Genomic DNA, 19,605 nt, shown 5'->3' with positions numbered 1-19,605 from the left:
TCAGTCGGCGCCCAGCACCAGGGCGCCTTCCTCCTCCGCCTTGCCGGATCGGGCGCGGATGAGCCGCTCACTGATCGAACGCCCTATCCTCGGGCGCTCTAAAACAGGGGCGCCCGCGTGCGGCCGGCCCGCTGGCCGACGCAGCTGCCCGGACTGGCCCGGCCGGCCGTGGAGAACCGTCCCAAGCAGGCCATCGACATGGCGGGCTGATCGTCTTGCTGGAAAACCATGAACCTGGAGATCAGGAACAGACATGACTGCCGAGGCCATCATCCCGCCGCTTTTCTGTGCGGCCCACCTGCTGGGTTCGTGGGACGAGCGCCATCCCCAACAGGCGTTCGGCGAGCTGGCAGGGCAGGATAAGCCGAGCCGCCCGGATGGCACGCTCGTCATCGCCCGCCGCGAGGAGATGACGGAGTTCCTCCGTCACCCGGCGGTGCGCGCCACCGATGGGACGCACTACAACATGGGCGCCCAGCGCCCACTGATCCCGTTGGACCTCGACGGCGACACGCACCGCACCTACCGCAAACTGCTGGACCCGTTGTTCGCTCCCAAACAGGTCGCGCGGCTGGAGGCGGCCATACGAGCACGGACAAACGCCCTGATCGACGCGTTCGTGGACGCGGGTGAGGCCGAGCTGCTGACGAGCCTGTGCGCGCCGCTACCCACGCATATCTTCATCGACCTCCTCGGCCTCCCCACCGACGACCTTCCGATCTTCCTGGAGTTCAAGGAAGCGGTCGTCCGGCCACAGGGCAGCACCACGGAGGAACAGCAGGCGCACATGCGCGCGGCGGGCGAACGCATGTACGACTACCTCACGCGTGTCCTCACCGAGCACCGCGCCGAACCCCCACGGGACGACCTGATCAGCGCCTTCCTGACGGCGAGCGTGGACGGCACGCAACTGTCCGACCAGGAAATCATCGATATCTGCTATCTACTTGTGATCGCCGGCCTGGACACGGTCACCTGCTCACTGTCGTGCATGCTCGCCTGGTTCGCCGAGCACCCTGCCGAACGCCACCGGGTGCTGGCAGACCCGGTGCTGCTCGGCAAGGCGATCGAGGAACTGATGCGCTTCGAGTCACCGGTACCGCTCGGGCATCGGTGGGTGACCGAGGACATCGAGGTCCACGGCCGCCGGTTCCCGGCCGGGTCCAAGGTCGAGGTGGTCTGGGCTGCGGCGAACCTCGACCCGGCCGCGTTCCCCGACCCGATGACCGTCGAGTTCGAACGCCCGCACAACGCGCACGTCGGTTTCGCGGCCGGCCCGCATCGCTGCCTCGGCTCCAATCTCGCGCGCCTCGAGCTGCGCGTCGCGCTCGAGGAGTTCCACCGGCGCATTCCCGAATACACGATCACTCCTGGAGAGGAAGTGCTGTACACGAACTACGGTGTACGCGCCGCGATTCATTTACCGATCACCTTCCCAACCGCCTGAACGGCCCCGGCACCCGTTCAGTGCCCCTTCCCATACGCCCCTTTTCCCATACACCCTTTCCCATACGAGCAGGCCCGGGGACGCCGCGCCCTTGGTGCCGGGCGCTCCCAATCAGCAGTTTTTTCATCTCTGTCCGCGGTGCGATATCGGATCCGCCTGTCATCTGGAGGAAGATGTGACGCTCGACATAGTGCCCGAGGGCCGGCTGTACATCGATGGGGAGTTCCGTGAGGCGATCGCCGGCGGGCGCTTCGACGTCCTGAGCCCGAGCGACGAGTCGGTCGTCGGCACGGCGGCCGACGGGCAGGCCGAAGACGTCGCCGCCGCGGTCACCGCGGCCCGACGGGCCGCGGACGAGACCCCGTGGGCCACCGACCATGCGTTCCGCGAGCGGGTCCTGCGCCAGTTGCAGGATGCGCTACGCAAGGAAGCGACCGTTGCCAAACAGATCCAGATCGCCGAAGCCGGCACCCCGACGTCCAACATCGGCGCCCACATCGACGTGATGACCGATGACATGTCGTATTTCAACGATCTCATCGGGCGCTTCCCGTGGGAACGCGACTTCGGCGTGCACCAGGGCGTTGGCCTGCCGAGCAACCGTCTTGTCCGGTACGAGCCGTACGGCGTGGTCGGGGCGATCACGCCGTGGAACGCGCCGTTCATGACCGACATCTGGAAGATCCAGCACGCGCTGGCCACCGGCAACACCATCGTGCTCAAGACCGCTCCGGACACACCGCTGACAGGGGCCTTCATCGCGAAGATCGCACACGAGCACACCGACCTGCCGCCGGGCGTGCTGAATGTGATCAGCTCGCACGACAAGGCCGTGGCAGGAGAGGCGCTGACCGGCGACCCGCGGGTGGACATGTACCACTTCACCGGATCACCAGCCGTCGGCCAGCGCATCTACGAACGTGCGGCGGTCGGCATCCGCAAGGTCTGCCTGGAGCTCGGCGGAAAGTCCGCGAACATCATCCTCGACGACGCCGATCTGGCCGTCGCGCTGCCGATGACAGTCGGGATGTGCATGGCCAACAGCGGACAGGGGTGTGCGCTCGCGACCCGGCTGGTCGTACACGCCTCCCGGTACGACGAGGTGCTGGAGGCGGTGACCGCCGCCATCGGAGCGCTGCCGTGGGGCGACCCGGCCGACCCGGCGAACATTGTCGGGCCGATCATCAACGGTGCGCAGCTGGCGCGGATCGAGGGGCTCGTGGAACGGGCTCGGGCCGCAGGCGCGCGGGTGCCGGTCGGCGGGCGTCGCGGCGCTTCACCGACCGGTGGCAGAGGCTTCTGGTACGAGCCGACCGTCGTCGCCGACGTGCATGAGGACGCTGAGATCGCCCAGTACGAGGTGTTCGGGCCGGTCCTGACCGTGGTGCGGTACGACGGCGACGACGACGAGGCGGTCCGGGTCGCCAACAACTCCCGCTACGGGCTCTCGTCGTACATCCAGACGCAGGACCCGGAGCGTGCCCTGCGTCTCGCGAAGCGCATGAAGGCCGGGACCGTCAACATCGGACCATCGTTCTACCTGTCGCCGGACACGCCGTTTGGCGGATACGGCATCAGCGGTGTCGGGCGCGAGCACGGTGAGGACGGCTTCCGCGAATACCTGCAGGCCAAGACCATCGCGACCCCCGGGACGCCGACGTGAAACGAGCATCGGCTTCGCGACGCGGCCGGGCCAGCCGTCCCCGGCGGGGATAATTTTCCCGGTCAGCCGGGCCTGTGCATCAAAATGATCATTTCATGTTGATGCACAGGCCCGGCAACAGAAAGCGCGGCGTCGCGGGGCTGGGGCACGCACCTATTTAGAGCGCCCGGCCCCGCTGGCTCGCCGACGCCGCCATCACCGCCATAACCACCCCTCCCGACCAGCCAGGCACCATGTCAGGACACGGCGTCGGCGGCCACCACTACGGTTGTTAATCTCCGTGTATCGCCAGGCGTACTGTGTCGAGAACGGTCGCGGTGAGTGGCCAGATCAAGGACGGAGTGACAGGAGCAGGCGCTGTGTCCGATACGGGGGGTCCGATCGGGAGTCCAGTCGAGGTTCCGGACAGGGAGCCGGCCCGCGCGGCGCGGCGCGGCGAATCGGCCCGGGACCCCGTTGAGGCTCCGGACGGAGAGCCGGCACCGCCGTTGGACTTCTTCGTGTCGTACACCCGTGCCGACCAGGGCTGGGCCGAATGGGTGGGCTGGCAGTTGGAGAAGGCCAGCTATCGGGTGCTGCTCCAGGCCTGGGACTTCGTGCCCGGGACGAACTGGGCGGTCCAGATGCAGCACGGCGTTGCCAACACGCGGCGGACCATCGCTCTGCTCTCCCACGCCTACCTGAAATCCGTATACGGGCAGACGGAATGGCAGGCCGCCCAAGCCGCCGACCCGCTCGGCTTCGAGCGCAAGCTCCTGCCGATCCGGCTGGCGGAGTGCCCCCGCCCGGGGCTGCTCAGCACGATCGTCAGCATCGAGCTGTTCCGACACAGCACCGATGAGGATGCCGCCCGTCAACACCTACTCGACGAGATCAGTCACGCGCTGAACGGACGGGCGAAACCCGCGGCAACGCCACGCTTCCCCGGCGGCCGGCCGGCGCCAGCCTTCCCTCCCACGTCCACGGTAAGCAGGCACGACGACCCTGCGGTCGAGCGCGATCCCGCAGCCGGTCTCCCCACCACGTCCGCGGCAAGCACGCCGGTCCCGCCTGCCCGCGAGGAACCCACCACCCGGACGCGAGGGGCCGTCTCCAGCCGGACCCTCGGCCGGCCGCTCGTCCTCCTTGCCGGCACGGTTGTGCTGGTGCTCGTCGCCATCGCCGTCGCCGGTATCGTCCTCGCCGCCAGTACCGCTCGGAACGGGACTCCGCACGCGACCAACGGCTGTGACGGCACGGGTGCGGCCGTGCGGGTGGTCCGGGCGCAGGATGATGAGTGCATCGGTTACAGCGATAACGCAAGCCAGCTCTTCGGCGCGGACAAGAATCTCCAGGCCGCGGAACGGGCGGTCTTCCGGGCGAACCAGTGCGCTGACATGCTGCGGGGGAATTTCCCGCTCCGGCCGTTCGTCAGCGTGGTCTACCTGGCCGCTCTCACACCGGACCCGCAACGCCTCGATTTCCTCGATTTAGACTCCCGGCCGCGCACCGACGAACTGGCTGGCATCCTGCTGCAACAGATACGGCAGAATGGTGATTTCACGGACACATCGTGCTCGCCGACCGCAAGCGGGCGCGAACCGATCCTACGGGTGATCATCGCCAACGGCGGTAGGAACATGCGGCAGGTAAAGACTGTCACAAGCAACATCATCGACCTGGCCCGCAAGGACCCACAGCAGGTCAGCGCCGTGATCGGTATGGACCGCAGCACCGACGAGACCGCACAGGCGATCGTCGAGTTCGGCAACGCGGGCCTTCCCGTAGTGGCCCCGACACTCTCCGGTGACGGCCTTGAGCAGACGTCCCCACTGTATTTTCAGATGGTGCCACCGAACGCGCAGGAGGCCCAAATGATCGCCGCCTACGCCGCATACATGAAGAAGACCAGGGTCAGTGTCTACTACCCACAGAGCGCCGCCAAAGGCGATGATCTGTATATTCGAACTCTCGTCGCAGATCTACACGAAGAACTCGACAAAAAAAAGATCGACTTCGAGGATGCCGGCTGGGAAGGCCCGACGTTCCAGAAGCAACCCGACGCTCCGACGGCCTGCACAGGCACAGTCAATGAAATGATCTTTTTTGCTGGCCGGGCCGGGGACTTCGGTGATTTCCTGCGCGCCATGCGGACGAACTGCCCGGCAGGCCCGCAACTGGTGCCGATCGTGGCGGATGACGCTGTCCACCGGTACGTCGTGCAGTCCCCGGCCGCGGACAACGCACCAACAGGGACAATCATCTCCTTCGTCTCCGAGAATGCTCTCATCGAGCTCACCCAGCAGAAGTGCTTTCACGGTGTGCTGGGTGAGACCAGCGCCAGCAACCAGGCGCAGCTGGACCTGTGCGGCCCCAAGGGCCTAGCAGTGCTCTACCCGGAACACCTGCAGCAGCCGCGGGAGCTGTGGCCCGGCGAGTGGGCGGTCTTCGGCTACGACACCGCCGGGATCATCGTGCTCGCGGCGCGGACCGTGTCCTCTGACCAGCGCCAGCCGACCGCGACGTCAATCGCCCAGGAGCTACAGCGCACGCCATACTACGGCGCCACCGGCACCACGGACTTCACCACGTCGCGCGTGGCCACGAACAAAAAGGAAGTGATTCTCACCATCGAGCTGGGCACGGGTGCGCTCCCCACCTGTGTCTACGCCATGGAGAACGGTTCCCCACGGGAAGACTGCCGCTCCTGAACCCCGCCCTTGATTGCCGGAGCTGCTCCATTCCATATGACTTCATACGGCATTGGACAGCGCGCGGCCGGCGAGCCGCGCCAGATCGATCGGCCTGCCCCAGATCGATGAGGTGCGCGGGCAGCTGCGGGCTGCCCCACGGAGCGCGCCGAGCGGGAAGCCGTCCGGGTGAACGCCTTCCTCCTCAGTTTCCGGTGACGGCCAACGTGGCGAGGCGGGCGATGGCCTCGTCAAGCACGCCGTCGCGCTTGCAGAAAGCGAAACGGATCAGGTGCCGGCCGGCGTCGACGTCATCGTAGAAAACCTGCGTGGGTACGGCCACCACGCCGCAGCGAAACGGCAGCGACTGGCAGAACTCCATCCCATCCACACCACCGAGCGGTCGGATGTCAGCGGTGACGAAGTACGTTCCCCACGGCCGCAGCGGGTCGAACCCCGCCTGTGCCAACCCGGCGCACAACCGGTCCCGCTTGCCCCCGAGCTGCCCGCGCAAACCGTCGTAATAGGCGTCAGGCAACCCGAGCGCCAGCGCGACGGCCGGCTGGAACGGACCCGCGTTGACGAACGTGAGGAACTGCTTGACCCGCAGCACCGCCGAGATCAGCGGTACCGGGCCACAGACCCAGCCGACCTTCCACCCGGTACAGGAAAAGGTCTTCCCGGCCGAGGAGATCTGCAGGGTGCGCTCGCGCATCCCGGGCAGGCCCGCCAGCGGGATGTGCTCGCCGTCAAAGACCAGGTGTTCGTACACCTCATCGCAGACCGCGACCACGTTGTGCTCCGCACACAGCGAGGCGACCAGCCCGAGCTCGTCGCGGTCGAAGACCTTGCCGGTCGGGTTGTGCGGCGAGTTGAGCAGCAGCAGCCGGGTACGCGGACCAAAAGCCAGCCGCAGTTCGTCCGGGTCGAAGCCGTACCCGCCGCGGTGGGGCCGCAGCGTCACAGGCCGCCGGACGGCGCCAGCGAGAGCGATCGAGGCAGCGTAGGAGTCGTAGTACGGCTCGAAGCACACGACTTCGTCGCCAGCCTCACACAGCGCCAGGATGGACGCGGTGATCGCCTCGGTCGCGCCAGCGGTGACCAGCACCTCGCCGTCCGGATCATAGGCCAGCCGCCAGAAGCGACGCTGGTGGCCCGCGATGGCTGCCCGCAGCTCGGGTATCCCCGGCCCCGGCGGGTACTGGTTGCGTCCGCCGCGCAGGGCGTCCACAGCGGCGTCAAGCATCTCGACCGGGCCGTCGGTGTCCGGAAACCCCTGGCCGAGGTTGATTGCGCCGGTGCGCACGGCGAGGGCGGACATCTCGGCGAAAACAGTCGTGCCGAACGGCCGCATACGCCGCACCAGCGGATCATCATCCAGGCTCATGGCTGAGGTTTCGCTGGCTGAGGTCCCGCGATGGCCATCCTCAGGAAAATCGCGGACCACAACGGTCGTCATGCATGCATGATGCACGCCCAGGGATCGGCTGACCAACCCGCCGAACATCCGTACCGTGCCACACAACCAGCGCGTCGAGGTGCTCCTCGCGGGTCTCGGCCACGGCCTGACGCCGCGCTCGGCAATAGAGGCGTGGATCAAAGAGCGGGGCTGCGGCGCGGGCCCCAGTCCCGCGATGCCGTTCCCCTGTTGCCGGGCGCTTATTGCTACTACTGCCGGGCGCTCTGAAGCACGGGCATGGACCGGTAGCGCTCGGGACGGCCGATGCGGACATCGACTCCCGGGGAGTAGTGCACCAGGGGCTCGTCCCGCGGTCGCGGGAGCCCAGCCGCGGCAACCAGGCTGTCGTCAATGGCCACAGCCTGGGCCCGGTGCAGGGGCCATGGTTCGTGCCACGCCCGTGCGAAGCGGCGCCGAGTACCGGCCGCGCTGAACAGCATCCAGCGGGCGGTCAGAAAGTGGTCCCGTTCGTCGAGGTCACCGGGAGCGACCGGCTCACCGATCCGGATCTTCACGCGGCTGGCGGCTCGCGGACCGGGCCACCGGCGTGCGCAGCTGTAGGAGATCTCGTCCGCGGTCTCGAGCAGCCGCATCGACGACCAGAAGTAGGGCAGGCGGTAGGTGGCACGCGCGACGGCCACCGCACCGAGCCGGGCTGCGTCCAGGGAGAAGAACCAGATTCCCCGTCGACCTTCATGGTCATAAACATAGGTGCGGACGTTGGTCTCGCAGAAGGTCGACGCCCACGGTGCTCCGTGCCCGGCGGCTGTCGCGACCCGCATGAAAAACGGCACCAGACCGACCCAGGCCGCCCCGTCGTAGGTGTCGATCAGCAGCCCCCGCGGCAGGAGGCGTTGTACCACAGCCGGGTCAAACGGCCAGTGTACGAAGGTCAGCCGCTCCCAGCGCTGCCGCATGATCGGTCGGTCCACCGTGAAGGGGCACGACCCGCCAAGCCCGGCTGCCCGCTCCCCGGCATGTGGGTCATCGCTGGACATCTCCCCATGATGCACCACGGCCGGCCGCGGCCCGGCGCCCCCGCGGCGGCCCTGGCTCGATATTTCTCCGCCTTCAGCCAGCGGCCGCGGGACGGAACAGGCCCACCGTGGTGAACAGCGCCCTGGGCGTACCACCGCCATCGAGAACCTGCCCACGGCCATGGACCCGCTCAGCCCCCGCATAGGGCACTTCCGTGCGCACCACGTACCAGTCGCGTACGTCGATGTCCTCGAAGAAGGTGACGGTCTGTGCCACGATCAGGCTGGTGTACGGCCTGTCCGCCGCGCTGTGGTCGGCGATGAACAGTGGCAGCGTCGTGGGCTCGCACGCGTACGCCACCAATGCCCGCCACAGGGTGGCGTCGGCCGGGACGTTTCTCACCCGCATCCACAGCGCGTGGTCCTGCCATGTGCCCCCGGCCGCGAGCCGTGTCTCCCACGGGAGAAGGGCCATCGCGACGGGGGTCGTGTCCGGTGGGTCCGGTGGGTCCGGTCGCGGCCGGCCCGGCGTGGTGGCCGGTGCCGGGCCGGGCTCGTCCGCGGTGAGCAGTACCTGTGCCCTGCAGATCAGCTCCGGTCCCTGCCGGAAGGCCAGAGACACCGAGGCGAACGTGCGTCCCCGCTGGAGCTGTTCGACATGGGCCTCCAGCGTCCCCTCCCATGTCCCGGAGCGGACGAACAACGTCTGCAGGGACTGGACCCGCTTCCCCGGGTGCAGGCGCTCGGCCAGGGCAACCTGTTGGCCGAGCAGTTGAGCGCCCAGTATCCCCCCGTGCGTACTGGGCAGGTTTCGCAGCGGAACGGGTGCGCCGCCGAGCGCGGTGACCGGTGGCTGGAGGTCCAGCACATCGAGCACGTCCTCGAGCACCTGCGCTCGGGTGACCCGCGACCGGCCGTACGGCACCACCTCGATCGGTTCCACTGCTGGATTCACCGGATTCAAGGGTTCCTCCCGTTGCCAGGCGCATCCCGAACATGCCCCGTGCGCCCTGTTCTACTGACAAGGACGCCATAGAGGTAGCTGATGTGACGAATTCACACATCGAGGCAAAATGATCAAATGCTGTAACGGCCCTGGTCAGCGCCTTCAGCGCCGACGGACAAGTGCCGGGGACCGCGGGTCCGCGGCACCTCATGACGCGCCGCCGCGGACCCGCGGTCTTGTGTCAGCCAGTGCCAACCGCTCCCAACCGGTATGCCGGTGTCAGCCGCTGTCAGCCAGCGCCGGAGGTCCTTGCGAACGCCTCGTCCCGGGCGATGACCCCGATATCCGCCTGGTCGGTGAAAAGCCCGTCGATGCCGGCCTTCAGATAGGTCACCTGCTCGTCGATCGCCCGGCCGAAGTCGTTGGGGCTGGTGCCCCGCCGGTAGTCCACCGGCAGGAAGGTGTTCTCCGCCCGGAAGGTGTACGGGTGCAACACCAGCCCCATGGCGTGCGCGTCGGCAACCAGCGAGGTCGGCGTGCCCAGCGTGCCGTCCGCGGCCCGGGGGATGATCTGCACCTTGTCCGGCCCGATCCCGTCCGCGTAGGTTGCTATCTGCCGCAGCCCGGCCGGTGTCGACAGGTCCGCATACGTCCGCGGGTCACCGGCGTCGATCAGGTCGAACGGGGCGCCGGCCGCGCTGAGCAACTGTACCGAGGCGGTGTGCAGGCCGAGCCTGCGCAGCTCGCGCAGGCTTCCCGTCTCGAAGGACTGGACGAACACCGGGGCGTTGCGACGGTTCAGGCCGTACCGGCGCAGAGTGTCCACAAGCCGCTGCTCGAGCGGCAGACCGGCCTTTCGGAAGTAGGTCGGATGCTTGGTCTCCGGGTAGACACCGAGTTCGCGGCCGAGCTCGCGGGACAGCCGCTCGCGCAGCTCCAGCAGTTCGGTGAACATCGGGATCTCGAATCGACCGTCGTACATCGTGTTCTCCTGCCGGACGACCGGCAGCCGCTCCTTGGCACGCAGCGTCTTCAGCTCGGCCAGCGTGAAGTCCTCGGTGAACCAGCCGGTGACCGGCACACCATCCAACACCTTGGTCGCTCTGCGGGCGGCAAACTCCGGATGATCAGCGACATCGGTGGTACCGCCGATCTCCGGCTCGTGCCGGCAAACCAGGACCCCGTCCTTGGTCGGTACGAGGTCAGGCTCCATGAAGTCGGCGCCGATCCGGGCGGCCAGCTCGTAGGAGGCCAGGGTGTGCTCTGGGCGGTAGCCCGAGGCGCCGCGGTGCCCGATGACCAACGTCGGCCGGCGCGGGTGGCCGCCGAAGTCGGCGACCGGCACGCTCGCCGAGGCACTCGAAGCCGTTGAGACGGCGGTGGTGGCGGCAAGGGGAACTGCGGCGATACCCGCGATCACGGTCCGGCGGTCCACGAATCCTCCAGCGCGTTGACGGCGACCCTCGCCGACGGCACGCGCCACCCAGCGAACCGCTGGGAGAAAACGGGCGAACAGATCACGCGTTACCCGTCGCCATCGGCCAGCCATCGAGTTGGTAAACCCGCTGACCTGATTATTCACGAACCTGATCAACGGTGTTTCCAGCGCTATACCGCCGGACACTTTCTCACCGGCACTTTTTCGCCGAACACTTTCTCAGCGGGTGAGCGCGGAGATCTGGAGCTGATGGACGGCGGGGCTCGCGCATACCGTCTCCGGCACGCCAACCGGTAGCGGTAATGCCGTCCGGTTGGCTGGCGGGTAGACACGCAGAGCGACGGCTTCGGCGGTCTGGTTCTGCTCGTCGCAGCCGGCTTGTATACCGGTACTGATCATTGTCAGGAGACTGGCCGCGTGCTGCCCAGGCAGCAATATGATCGCCGCACCGGGGCCGCCGGTGCGATCCGCCGCGGCGCCGAGCTGACGGCCGCCCGCATCGACGTACGACACGCCGGGGAAGCCTCCGAGCACGCAGGATGCCGCGCCCGCGTTGGTCAAAATGATCTGCTTATAGCTGTGGCCTGCGCTGCTATCCAAATTCACGGCACTCACCCGTAGGTTCGCGGTCAGGCAGCCGTTCCCCGAGCTGTCCTGCGCGGCGCCAGCGGCCGGCTCGGGCGTCGCGCCAGGCGAGGATGCGGCCTGACTTGCCGGGGAGACACGATCACCCGGCGCCGGTCCCGGCGTCACGCCACCCGTGCCACCGGTGGTGCGGGTGCCACCCGCGCATCCGGCGCCGACCAGGGCAAGCATCGCCGCAAGCATCGCGGCAACCACTATGCAGGGTTTGCGCCTGGTATCCATACAGTGTCTATCCATACAGTGTGTATCCGATGTCCATACCGGGGACGTGCGGAAAGGGACATGTTACCAGCATCTTACCGAGGGTGGGCGCTCCCAGAGGAGGTTCCAGTAAGAATCGGATGAAATGCCTGAATTATCGGAATTATAGAGTATCCGGTAGTAACCGGGGTTTTCAGTCGGCCCCGTATGACGGGAGCGCTCTCCTCTCCCCAGGCCAGAATGGATCAGCCTGGTCTGGACACGGTGCCGGGCGCCACACTGGCCGGCCTCTCACCGGTCGATGCCCCACCGGCAGTACCCGAATCGGTTCGGTCAGCGACGTCAGCCGGGCCGCCCCTACGGCCCAACGGCGGCAGGGCGAGCGCGGCCAAAGCTCCCAGCAGCGCGAGTACCGCGGCGGCCTCGAGCGCGCGACCATACCCCGCAACCAGCGCGGAGGCCGCTGCCTGGCCCTCGTTCCGCAACGAGCGGGTGTGGTTGGCCGCCAGCGTTACCAGCGCGGCGAGGCCGATCGAACCGCCCACCTGCCGAGTCGTGTTGACCACGCCTGAAGCGAGGCCCGCATCGCTTCGAGCGACGCCGGTCGTGGCCGCGAGGGTGATCGGCGTGACGGCCACGCCCAGGCCCAAGGCGGTCAGGATGCTGGGAAGCATCAGGTTGTGGATGTACGAACCGGTCACGGGGATCTGCCCCAGCCAGAACAGCCCCACCGAGGAGATAAGCCCACCGGCGGCCACCAGCGCCCGCACACCGAATCGTGCGATCACCCGGGAGCCGACCTGTGCCCCGACGATGATTGTGAACGTCTGCGGCAGGAACACCAGGCCCGCGACGAGCGGTGAGTAGCCAAGCGAATTCTGTACGTAGAGGGAAAGAAAATACCAACTCGGGAAAATCGCCACGGAAATGCAGAACATGGCGGCGTTGGCAGCCGACACGGAGCGAGACCGAAAGAGCCGCAGCGGCACAAGCGGCGCCTTCACCCGACTCTCGTAGAACATGAAAACGGCGAGCAGGACCACGCCTACCAGAATGGGAGCCAACGCTGATACCGACCCCCAGCCATGGGTGTCAGTGTCCACGAGCCCCCACACGAACGCGGTGAGCCCGCAGGTGACGAGCACAGCGCCGACGAAGTCCATCCGGCGCGGCGCATCCTCGTTACGCGTCTCGGTGAGCAGCAGCCGGGCCACGATCAGGCCCACCGCGCCGATCGGGACGTTGACGAACAGGATCCAGCGCCAGGAGATGAGGTCGGTGAGGATGCCGCCAGCGAGAGCCCCGGCCGCGCCACCGGCCCCGGCGACGGCGCTCCAGGCGCCCAACGCGCGGGCCCGGACGGCCGGCTCACGGAATGTCGTGGTAATGATCGTAAGCGTCGCCGGTGAGAGAACGGCACCGCCGAGCCCCTGAGCGGCTCGGGCCGCGATGAGCATCCCCTGGCTCTGCGCAAAGCCGCCGACCAGCGACGCCCCGGTGAACAGGCCCAGCCCGAGCAGGAAAAGCCGCCGCTGGCCGAACAGGTCCGCGGCCCGCCCGCCCAACAACAGGAAGCCAGCGAAGACGATCGTGTAGGAATTCACCACCCACTGCAGACCGGTCTCACTAAAGTCAAGATCATGACGAATCGACGGCAGCGCGACGTTAACGATCGAAACATCGAGAATCACCATGAACTGGCCCAGGCAGGCGACCGCGAGGATCGCCCAGGATGGAACCGCCCGGGTGCCGGGGTGCGACCTCACGGTCAGTGTGTCCACGTCTGGCGGCAACTCCGTTACCCCGCAAACCATTCCTGCGTTGGCGCGAGGGACGATCGTCCGCCGGGTCCGCACCGGCGTCCTCTTACCGACTACCGTGCCCGCTGTCTGCTGTCTGCTGTCTGCTGTCTGCCTCCGTCGTCTATCTCCGTCGTCACGTCCGCCTCAGGCGTGACCGAACGGATCCGCCCGCGAGCCTCCCGGTGGACATCCGAGCCACGGACGGGACAGGCTGCGACGCCAGCCCTCATGCGCGCGGCCACCGCACCGCAGTCAGAGCAGAACAGCCACCGTGGACAGGGAACTGAGTCGATCAGCTGCCCGCCTACGACCGCCCCGGATCCGGGCGGCCCCATCATCCTGTATGCTGCTGTTCAGCTCCTGAGTGAAGCTCCTGCCAGCATGATGGGAGGGGCAAACCTCGGGGTTGGGCCCAGAACATCGCAAGCGGGTTCGTGATACAACTGAACAGCACACAGCATGGTCCCGTGGTGAAGCCTGGAGTTCACGCCGCCCTGTCAAGGCGGAGGTCGCGGGTTCGAATCCCGTCGGGACCGCGCTCACACCACAGCGTGATACTACTCTCGTCAACTGGGGTGATCTTATCCTGTCATCTGTGGCAGGATGGCAGCATCGGGGCAGGTAGCTCAGTCGGTACGAGCGTCCGCCTGAAAAGCGGAAGGTCGGCGGTTCGACCCCGCCCCTGCCCACCACCTCTAATAAGATCTTTTGCCTCTCCGTTGAGCACGTCGAAGATCGCTATGTAGCAACGGGTGCAGCAACGCGAGATGGTGGAAGTCTACCGCCTAACCCCGCTGACCTGCATAAATGCTCGAATCCGACTGTCCGCCGCGATATTTTGGGCCGCTGCTACACCCGTCGCTACAGTGCCGGCCCAGTGGGACGCGGATTCGTGGTAGCGGAGCCTGGGTACGCCCAACCTGGGTCGATGAGCTGCACCGCCGCGGGCGACCGCCCACGGCGGCGGCGGACGATCCTGAAAACACACACCATCGCTGGTCTCTCCGCCGAATGCGTATGGGGATCGAGGGATCGATCTGTTCGGCAGCGCGGGTTAGCCGCCAGCGGAAGGCTCGCCGAGCGGCCAGCGCTCCGGCTCCGAGAGGGCCTGGTTGGCTGTGTGCGGACCGCCGCAGTCCCATTGTCACGGCGAGGGTCTCCACGGCCTACGCATCTTTCCGATCACCCGGGACCGAGCAGCGACGTGCAACCGACCTGGCTACCGCCCGCACGGACGAGGAGGGGGGCACCGACGAGCTCCGGGGGTGGGCCAAGCTCCCGAACGTTCTGATCCACAACATGCTCGCTGGAGAGAGAAGCTTTGTGGGACAACGAAGTACTACACGGTTACTCTTCCTGATCGAGAGGGGGACCAGTGCGGCGACACGGGTGCGGTTCGACGGCGCAGACGGCCGTCAGGATCTTGTTCATCGTTGACCGGGTGGGCGATCCGGTACCTGAGCACGACCAGGTCGAGGGGACGCGGCGGGTGCTCCGCTCAGAGACCAAGTTGCAGAAGCTGGACTTCTGGGTCCGCTATCCCGACTACCTGGCTGACGAGCTTCTGACAGAGGTCGAGGCTGAGCGCCTCGATCGAGAGCGCGGGTTGGCAGACGCCACGCTGTTGCTGGAGACGCAGGAACCGGCTCTGCACCTGTATCCGATGGCGCGGTATCTGCGGGGGGCGTACGAGCGGAAGGACAACGCGCTCGCGCTGCTGAAGAGCTGCGGACATCTGGCGATCCGCCGGCAGGAGACGTCTCCGCTGAACTGTCAGGCGCGGCGGGACTTCTATCTGCTGGAGAAGGGCGAACGGGCTGTCTCCACCCTCCGTACCGACTTTCCGATCTTAACCTGGTACGACGAGCAGGCGGCCAGAGCCGCGACGTTCGCGGCGCATTTGAGCGGCGCGCAGTGCAAGGACCGGCAGTACAGCAACGCGGTCTATGGAGGGACCCCGTCGGGTGCGGTGATCCCCTCGATCCGGCAACACGTGCTGGAGCGGCTCAACCGGATGCGGACGGCGGTGCCCTCATGATCGGTCTTGTTGCTGACGACGACACTTGGGAGAGCTGGTCCGAGGCCGTCGCGCGGCGGTGTGGCTTGCCGGTTGACGAGGTCGAGCTCGTGCTGCGGGACGCGGGGCTACGCCCCCCGCGGGCAGGCGGAAAGCCGCACCAGCTCAGAGTGATCCGCATCGATTTCGCCGGGTTCATGCCGGACGGGGAGGGTGTACGGCCGTTCACGTTCACGTGGGACCCGCCGGGCGCGATCGGAGCGCTGGCGACGATCGGACGGAACCAGGCTGGCAAGTCGTCGGTGTTGGAAGTGCTGCGCTGGGCTGTCCGGGGCCGGTGCCGCATGAAGGAGGACGTGCGGCACTGGATGAGGCAGGTCCTGGTCGAGTTCGACATCGACGACGAACGCCTGTGCGTCGTGTTTCGTGTCGAGGGCGGAGAGCCAGATGGCGGAGTGCTGCGGCTGCGGTCGGCGGACCGCGGCGTTCCCGGCTGGCCCACGCCGACAGCCCGCGACGACGACCCAGCGCAGCGCCCGGGGAACGCTCTGCTGGCGCAGGCTGAGAGTCTTGTGCGAACCGGGGCGGCTCTGTGGGTATGCCAGTTCGGCGACGCGGCGGCGATGGAGCGTGAGGTCGGAACGCTGATGCTTGACCGCCTCGGGTTTGATCGGCTATCTGGCTGGCAGCGAGTGTCGGCGGGGATCGCCGCGCAGGCCGATGACGGGGCGTCGTCCCCGTTGGGGTGGCCGCTGTGGAGCACGGCGTTGGGGGTCGGCTCCCTCTCAAGCGTGATCGGCGATAGGCCCGAGAACGCGCAGCGGCTTTTGCAGATCTATCTCGGCACGCCCTGGGCAGGCACGGCCGTCGACGCACGCGGCGCGTTGGGGGCCGCCCAGCAGCTGCGGTCCGCCGAGCGGCGACGGAGGGAGCAGGATAGCGAGGCTTCCGCGCCACGTCTCGACGCGCTGCTGGAGGAGGAACGGCAGCTGACGGCTCGTCTGGCCGAGGTCGGGCGGTCAGCCCACACCGCGCAGGAGGTCGACCGTCGCCTGCGAGCTTTCCAGACCGCAGCGGTCGCGCTGGCCGAGGCGGAGGGCACACTCGCCGAGGCAGCACGACGGCTAGGTGCTAGCGAGGCTCACCTCGCAGATGCCGAGGCGGATCTCGTAGCGCTCTGCGAGGACCGGCTGGCCCGCCGGTTCTTCCACTCCGTCACACCGACCTGCTGCCCGCGCTGCGACACTCGGGTGAGCGCCGAGCGGATGCGGCGCGAGCAGGACGGCCGTTGCTCGCTGTGCGATGAGGAACTCGCTCCTGCTATCCCGACGCAGGACACCGGCCAGGTGTCCACCTCAGCGGTCGCCGGTGCGGACGTTGACCTGGTGGACGACTTGCCCCCAGATGAGGAGGAGACGGCGCTTCGCTCGGGGCGAGACGAGCTTCGTGACCAGCGCGACGAGGACGATCGGCAACACGATCGAGCGTTGCGGTCCCGCGGCAGCGCCCAGGTTGCGCTGGACTCGGCCCGCGCCGCCTTCGAAGAGGTCGCGGGCCGTGACCCCGACACCGTGGAGACGCGGGAGATCGAGACGCGCTTGGCCGTCGTGCGCGCTCTGATCTCGGAGAGATCGCCAGGACCGGCCGGCGAGACCAGTGCCCTCCAAGACGAGCGGGTGCGCATTCTGGAGGCGGCCGAGACGGAAGCGAAGGCCCGCCGGGACCGGCAGCAAAGGTCCCTGCTTCCGATCGTCAACGAGCACATCCTCAACCTCGGACAGTGCTTCGGAATCGCGCAGCTGGAGGCGGTCGGGCTGGACGGCGCGGCCCGTCTGCCAGTCCGGCAGGGCGGTGTCAAGAACAGCTACTCGAAAATGACGGCGGGCGAGCAGCTGCGACTCAAGGTGGCCACGGCGGTCGCGTTGCTGCGGGTCGGCCGCACGGAGGGCGTCGGCCGACACCCCGGCCTCATCTTGATCGACAGTCTCGGTGCCGAGGAGATGGCCGAGGACGACCTGGCCCAGATGCTCCAGACGTTGGAGACGCTCGCAGAAGAGGGCGACGGCCCGCAAGTTCTGATCTTCAGCGCCAGAGGCGACGAACTGTCCCGCGTGCTACGGCCGGAAACGGTGCGAACGCCGCCTTCGGGGCGGCGGCTGTGGTGATACTTGACCGGTGGAAGATCCGCCGGGCTGGCCGCTGGCGCACAGCGCCACGGGCCGCGCCCAGGTTCCCGTGCTCGACGCCGTAGCTCTGCACGGAGCTGATGGAGTGCAAGGGCTGCTCGCACACGAGCACCAGCTCCGTGACGCCTGCGCGCTCCCCGACGCCGTTGGTCACCTTGCCCAGATCTGGCCCCAGCTGTCTGCCACCGATCGGGACGCTGCGACGGGCTTTGTGGTGCGCGCCGTGTCCGACTTTGACCCGCTCCAAGCCGACGACGTCCTCGAAGTGCTGCTCCTGGCTCCGGCTCTGCTGCCCGACGTCGCCGGACCGCTGCGGGCCCGTCTGGCTGTCGCAGCGCGGCCGGAGCCGGAAAAGGTCTCCTACGCCGCATCCGCCGCCGGGGAGGCGCTGCTCCTCCTCGCCATGGCCGGATACGGGCGGGTGACGAACGCAACCGGCCTGCTCCTTGAACAAGTCGACGCACTCGCGCAGGACAGTGGCCACGGCCAGCATGCCCACGACGAGCACGAGGAGGCAGCACGCCGACTCACCCGCGCGCTAGGCCTCGCACGACAGAAGTGGGGCGACCCGAGCGGCGAAATCGTTCCTGCGCTGGAGGGTCTGGCCCACGGCCACACCGAGATCGCCGACGACGCGGCCATGGAACTCGGCCTCGCCGGTGTCTCCGCGGCGCTGACCAGTCGAACAGAAACGGAGTCACTGAACCATCTACGTGACGCCCTCGTCTGGTTCCAGAGAGCGCGCAACCTCGTGGAAGGGCGCCACGACGCCGAGCTGCTCGCCGCAGCGTTACACGCCGTCCTCACCTTCGCGCACGGTGGAACGATCTCGGCGCAGACCGTCACAGAGGTGCGGACACGCCTGCACGACTGGGTTCATGGCGGTCTGGACGAAGAACCGCAGTGGCGGGGACACCGTGCCGACGCGCTGCTCGCCTGGTTCCACCTGGTCGATCGCCTCAGCCACTGCGCGGAACTCGGCATCGGGCACTGGTACAGACCACCCTCCCTCATCGCCTCCATCGGCAAAGCTGTGATCGCGCAGAACGCGGTCCTTGTCGCCACCCTGCCCGACACGCCGCCCGACGACGCCGCGGGACCACCGGTCATGGAACGGCTGCTCGCGCCATTCCTGGAGGTCGCAGACAAACGAGCCTGGCTCGACCGCTGGCTGGAACAAGAAGCAGAAGACGACCCCGAGGCAGCCGAGGGCATCCGCAGGTTCCGCGATCTCCTCGACGCACCGCCATCAGCCCATGACCCGCCGGGAAAAGGCGCCGGGCGTCCACACGACGTCGTGCGTGACGCCCTGGCGCTCGACAACGCAACCGCCGCGGAGGTTCTCGAATCTCTGCCTCCGCGGCTTCAGGAGAAGATCTATCTGAGTGTGACAGGCCAGAACCGCATCTATACAACAAGGCACGGCCTGATCTACGAGAAGATCTACCGGGAGATCACCGGGAAACTGGCGGACTGCCCCGACTATCAGGGCGAGGTGAAGACCACCGGCGACCTTCTCATCGGCCAGCTGTTGGCCTTCACGAAGGAACGGCTCGACGACGAGACCCATGCCAACTCGCCCGCTCGCTACCTCCGCAAGCTTGGCCCGGCCGACGATGACCCCCTGGAGTCCGCCCTTGCACATGACCTCCACGATCACCTACGGCGTACGCTCCGGGGTCGAGTGCTGTGGGAGGTCCCCAACATCGGCGGTGGACGCATTGACCTCGTCTGGATGTGGCCCGAATTCCGCCTCGTCGTCGAATGTAAACGGCGTAAGCGAGGGGAACGCTCACCGAACATGGAGGCCAAGCTCGCCCAGGCCGAACAGTACCAAGTAACAGACGTCCCGATCGGTGCCCTCGTGATCCTCGACCTCACTGATAAGATCCACCTAATCGATCTCGAATCTTGCGTAAGTGTCGAAGTCCTACCGGCTGTCGATGGCGGCATTATCGATCACTATGTTACGGTATTCATCGTGCAAGGAAACAAGCCAACCCCATCGTCGAGTCGTCGCCCAACATTCACATAAACCGGCTTTGGGGTGGCGAGTTCAAGAAGTACTCAGGTTCCTGAATGAGCGTTTTCAATGTGGTTTTTCTAATTGCCTTCGTGGGTGAGGACGAGGATGGCCTGCGCGAATGTGCCGACG

General features: G+C 67.2%; 12 protein-coding genes and 2 tRNA genes. 8 read left to right on the top strand and 6 right to left on the bottom strand.

What is annotated here, in order from left to right:
• Positions 1-253 precede the first annotated feature (253 nt).
• The 3 genes from MJ797_RS16185 to MJ797_RS27260 all read left to right on the top strand — a co-directional run bounded on the left by MJ797_RS16185 (position 254) and on the right by MJ797_RS27260 (position 5,800).
• Positions 254-1,447 (top strand): cytochrome P450, encoded by a 1,194-nt coding sequence (locus tag MJ797_RS16185; RefSeq protein ID WP_239335690.1) that lies wholly within the window; start codon positions 254-256, stop codon positions 1,445-1,447.
• 175 nt (positions 1,448-1,622) lie between these two features.
• Entirely contained in the window at positions 1,623-3,110 is a 1,488-nt protein-coding gene (locus tag MJ797_RS16180; protein WP_239335689.1) for an aldehyde dehydrogenase family protein, read from the top strand.
• 359 nt (positions 3,111-3,469) lie between these two features.
• Positions 3,470-5,800: a TIR domain-containing protein gene (locus MJ797_RS27260; RefSeq protein ID WP_308128329.1), complete on the top strand. Its 2,331-nt coding sequence runs from the start codon at positions 3,470-3,472 to the stop codon at positions 5,798-5,800.
• A 184-nt stretch (positions 5,801-5,984) separates the two neighbouring features.
• Here MJ797_RS27260 and MJ797_RS16170 read toward each other — a convergent pair whose 3' ends face one another.
• The 6 genes from MJ797_RS16170 to MJ797_RS16145 all read right to left on the bottom strand — a co-directional run bounded on the left by MJ797_RS16170 (position 5,985) and on the right by MJ797_RS16145 (position 13,226).
• Positions 5,985-7,166 (bottom strand): pyridoxal phosphate-dependent aminotransferase, encoded by a 1,182-nt coding sequence (locus tag MJ797_RS16170; RefSeq protein ID WP_374582373.1) that lies wholly within the window; start codon positions 7,164-7,166, stop codon positions 5,985-5,987.
• A 281-nt stretch (positions 7,167-7,447) separates the two neighbouring features.
• On the bottom strand, positions 7,448-8,236 hold the full coding sequence (locus MJ797_RS16165; RefSeq protein ID WP_239335687.1) for a YqjF family protein: 789 nt from the start codon (positions 8,234-8,236) through the stop codon (positions 7,448-7,450).
• Positions 8,237-8,309: 73 nt separating this feature from the next.
• A complete protein-coding gene (locus MJ797_RS16160; protein ID WP_239335686.1) occupies positions 8,310-9,158 on the bottom strand; it encodes an acyl-CoA thioesterase II in 849 nt (282 codons plus the stop codon).
• Between the two features lie 292 nt (positions 9,159-9,450).
• Positions 9,451-10,596: a glycerophosphodiester phosphodiesterase gene (locus MJ797_RS16155; protein ID WP_239335685.1), complete on the bottom strand. Its 1,146-nt coding sequence runs from the start codon at positions 10,594-10,596 to the stop codon at positions 9,451-9,453.
• 222 nt (positions 10,597-10,818) lie between these two features.
• On the bottom strand, positions 10,819-11,427 hold the full coding sequence (locus tag MJ797_RS16150) for a DUF4232 domain-containing protein (protein ID WP_239335683.1): 609 nt from the start codon (positions 11,425-11,427) through the stop codon (positions 10,819-10,821).
• 263 nt (positions 11,428-11,690) lie between these two features.
• Complete coding sequence (locus MJ797_RS16145; RefSeq protein ID WP_239335678.1) at positions 11,691-13,226, bottom strand: MFS transporter; 1,536 nt, start codon at positions 13,224-13,226, stop codon at positions 11,691-11,693.
• Between the two features lie 482 nt (positions 13,227-13,708).
• Here MJ797_RS16145 and MJ797_RS16140 point away from each other — a divergent pair.
• From MJ797_RS16140 to MJ797_RS16120, 5 genes are all read left to right on the top strand, one after another.
• A tRNA-Asp gene (locus MJ797_RS16140) sits at positions 13,709-13,783 on the top strand.
• Positions 13,784-13,862: 79 nt separating this feature from the next.
• A tRNA-Phe gene (locus tag MJ797_RS16135) sits at positions 13,863-13,939 on the top strand.
• 749 nt (positions 13,940-14,688) lie between these two features.
• Positions 14,689-15,285: a hypothetical protein gene (locus MJ797_RS16130; protein WP_239335677.1), complete on the top strand. Its 597-nt coding sequence runs from the start codon at positions 14,689-14,691 to the stop codon at positions 15,283-15,285.
• Positions 15,282-17,429: a hypothetical protein gene (locus MJ797_RS16125; protein ID WP_239335676.1), complete on the top strand. Its 2,148-nt coding sequence runs from the start codon at positions 15,282-15,284 to the stop codon at positions 17,427-17,429. The genes MJ797_RS16130 and MJ797_RS16125 overlap by 4 nt, the downstream gene beginning before the upstream one ends.
• A gap of 10 nt (positions 17,430-17,439) precedes the next feature.
• Entirely contained in the window at positions 17,440-19,485 is a 2,046-nt protein-coding gene (locus MJ797_RS16120) for a hypothetical protein (protein ID WP_239335675.1), read from the top strand.
• Positions 19,486-19,605 lie beyond the last annotated feature (120 nt).

Origin of the sequence: Protofrankia sp. CiP3, from assembly GCF_917627345.1 — a bacterium.
GTDB lineage: Bacteria > Actinomycetota > Actinomycetes > Frankiales > Frankiaceae > Protofrankia.
This window is presented reverse-complemented; position numbering and strand designations above follow the sequence as displayed.

What these genes read in the sequence shown, in the direction of transcription:
- MJ797_RS16185 (WP_239335690.1), top strand. Translation starts at nt 254, where the DNA reads ATGACTGCCGAGGCCATCATCCCGCCGCTTTTCTGTGCGGCCCACCTG.
- MJ797_RS16170 (WP_374582373.1), bottom strand. Translation starts at nt 7,166, where the DNA reads ATGAGCCTGGATGATGATCCGCTGGTGCGGCGTATGCGGCCGTTCGGC.
- MJ797_RS16165 (WP_239335687.1), bottom strand. Translation starts at nt 8,236, where the DNA reads ATGTCCAGCGATGACCCACATGCCGGGGAGCGGGCAGCCGGGCTTGGC.
- MJ797_RS16150 (WP_239335683.1), bottom strand. Translation starts at nt 11,427, where the DNA reads ATGCTTGCGGCGATGCTTGCCCTGGTCGGCGCCGGATGCGCGGGTGGC.
- MJ797_RS16125 (WP_239335676.1), top strand. Translation starts at nt 15,282, where the DNA reads ATGATCGGTCTTGTTGCTGACGACGACACTTGGGAGAGCTGGTCCGAG.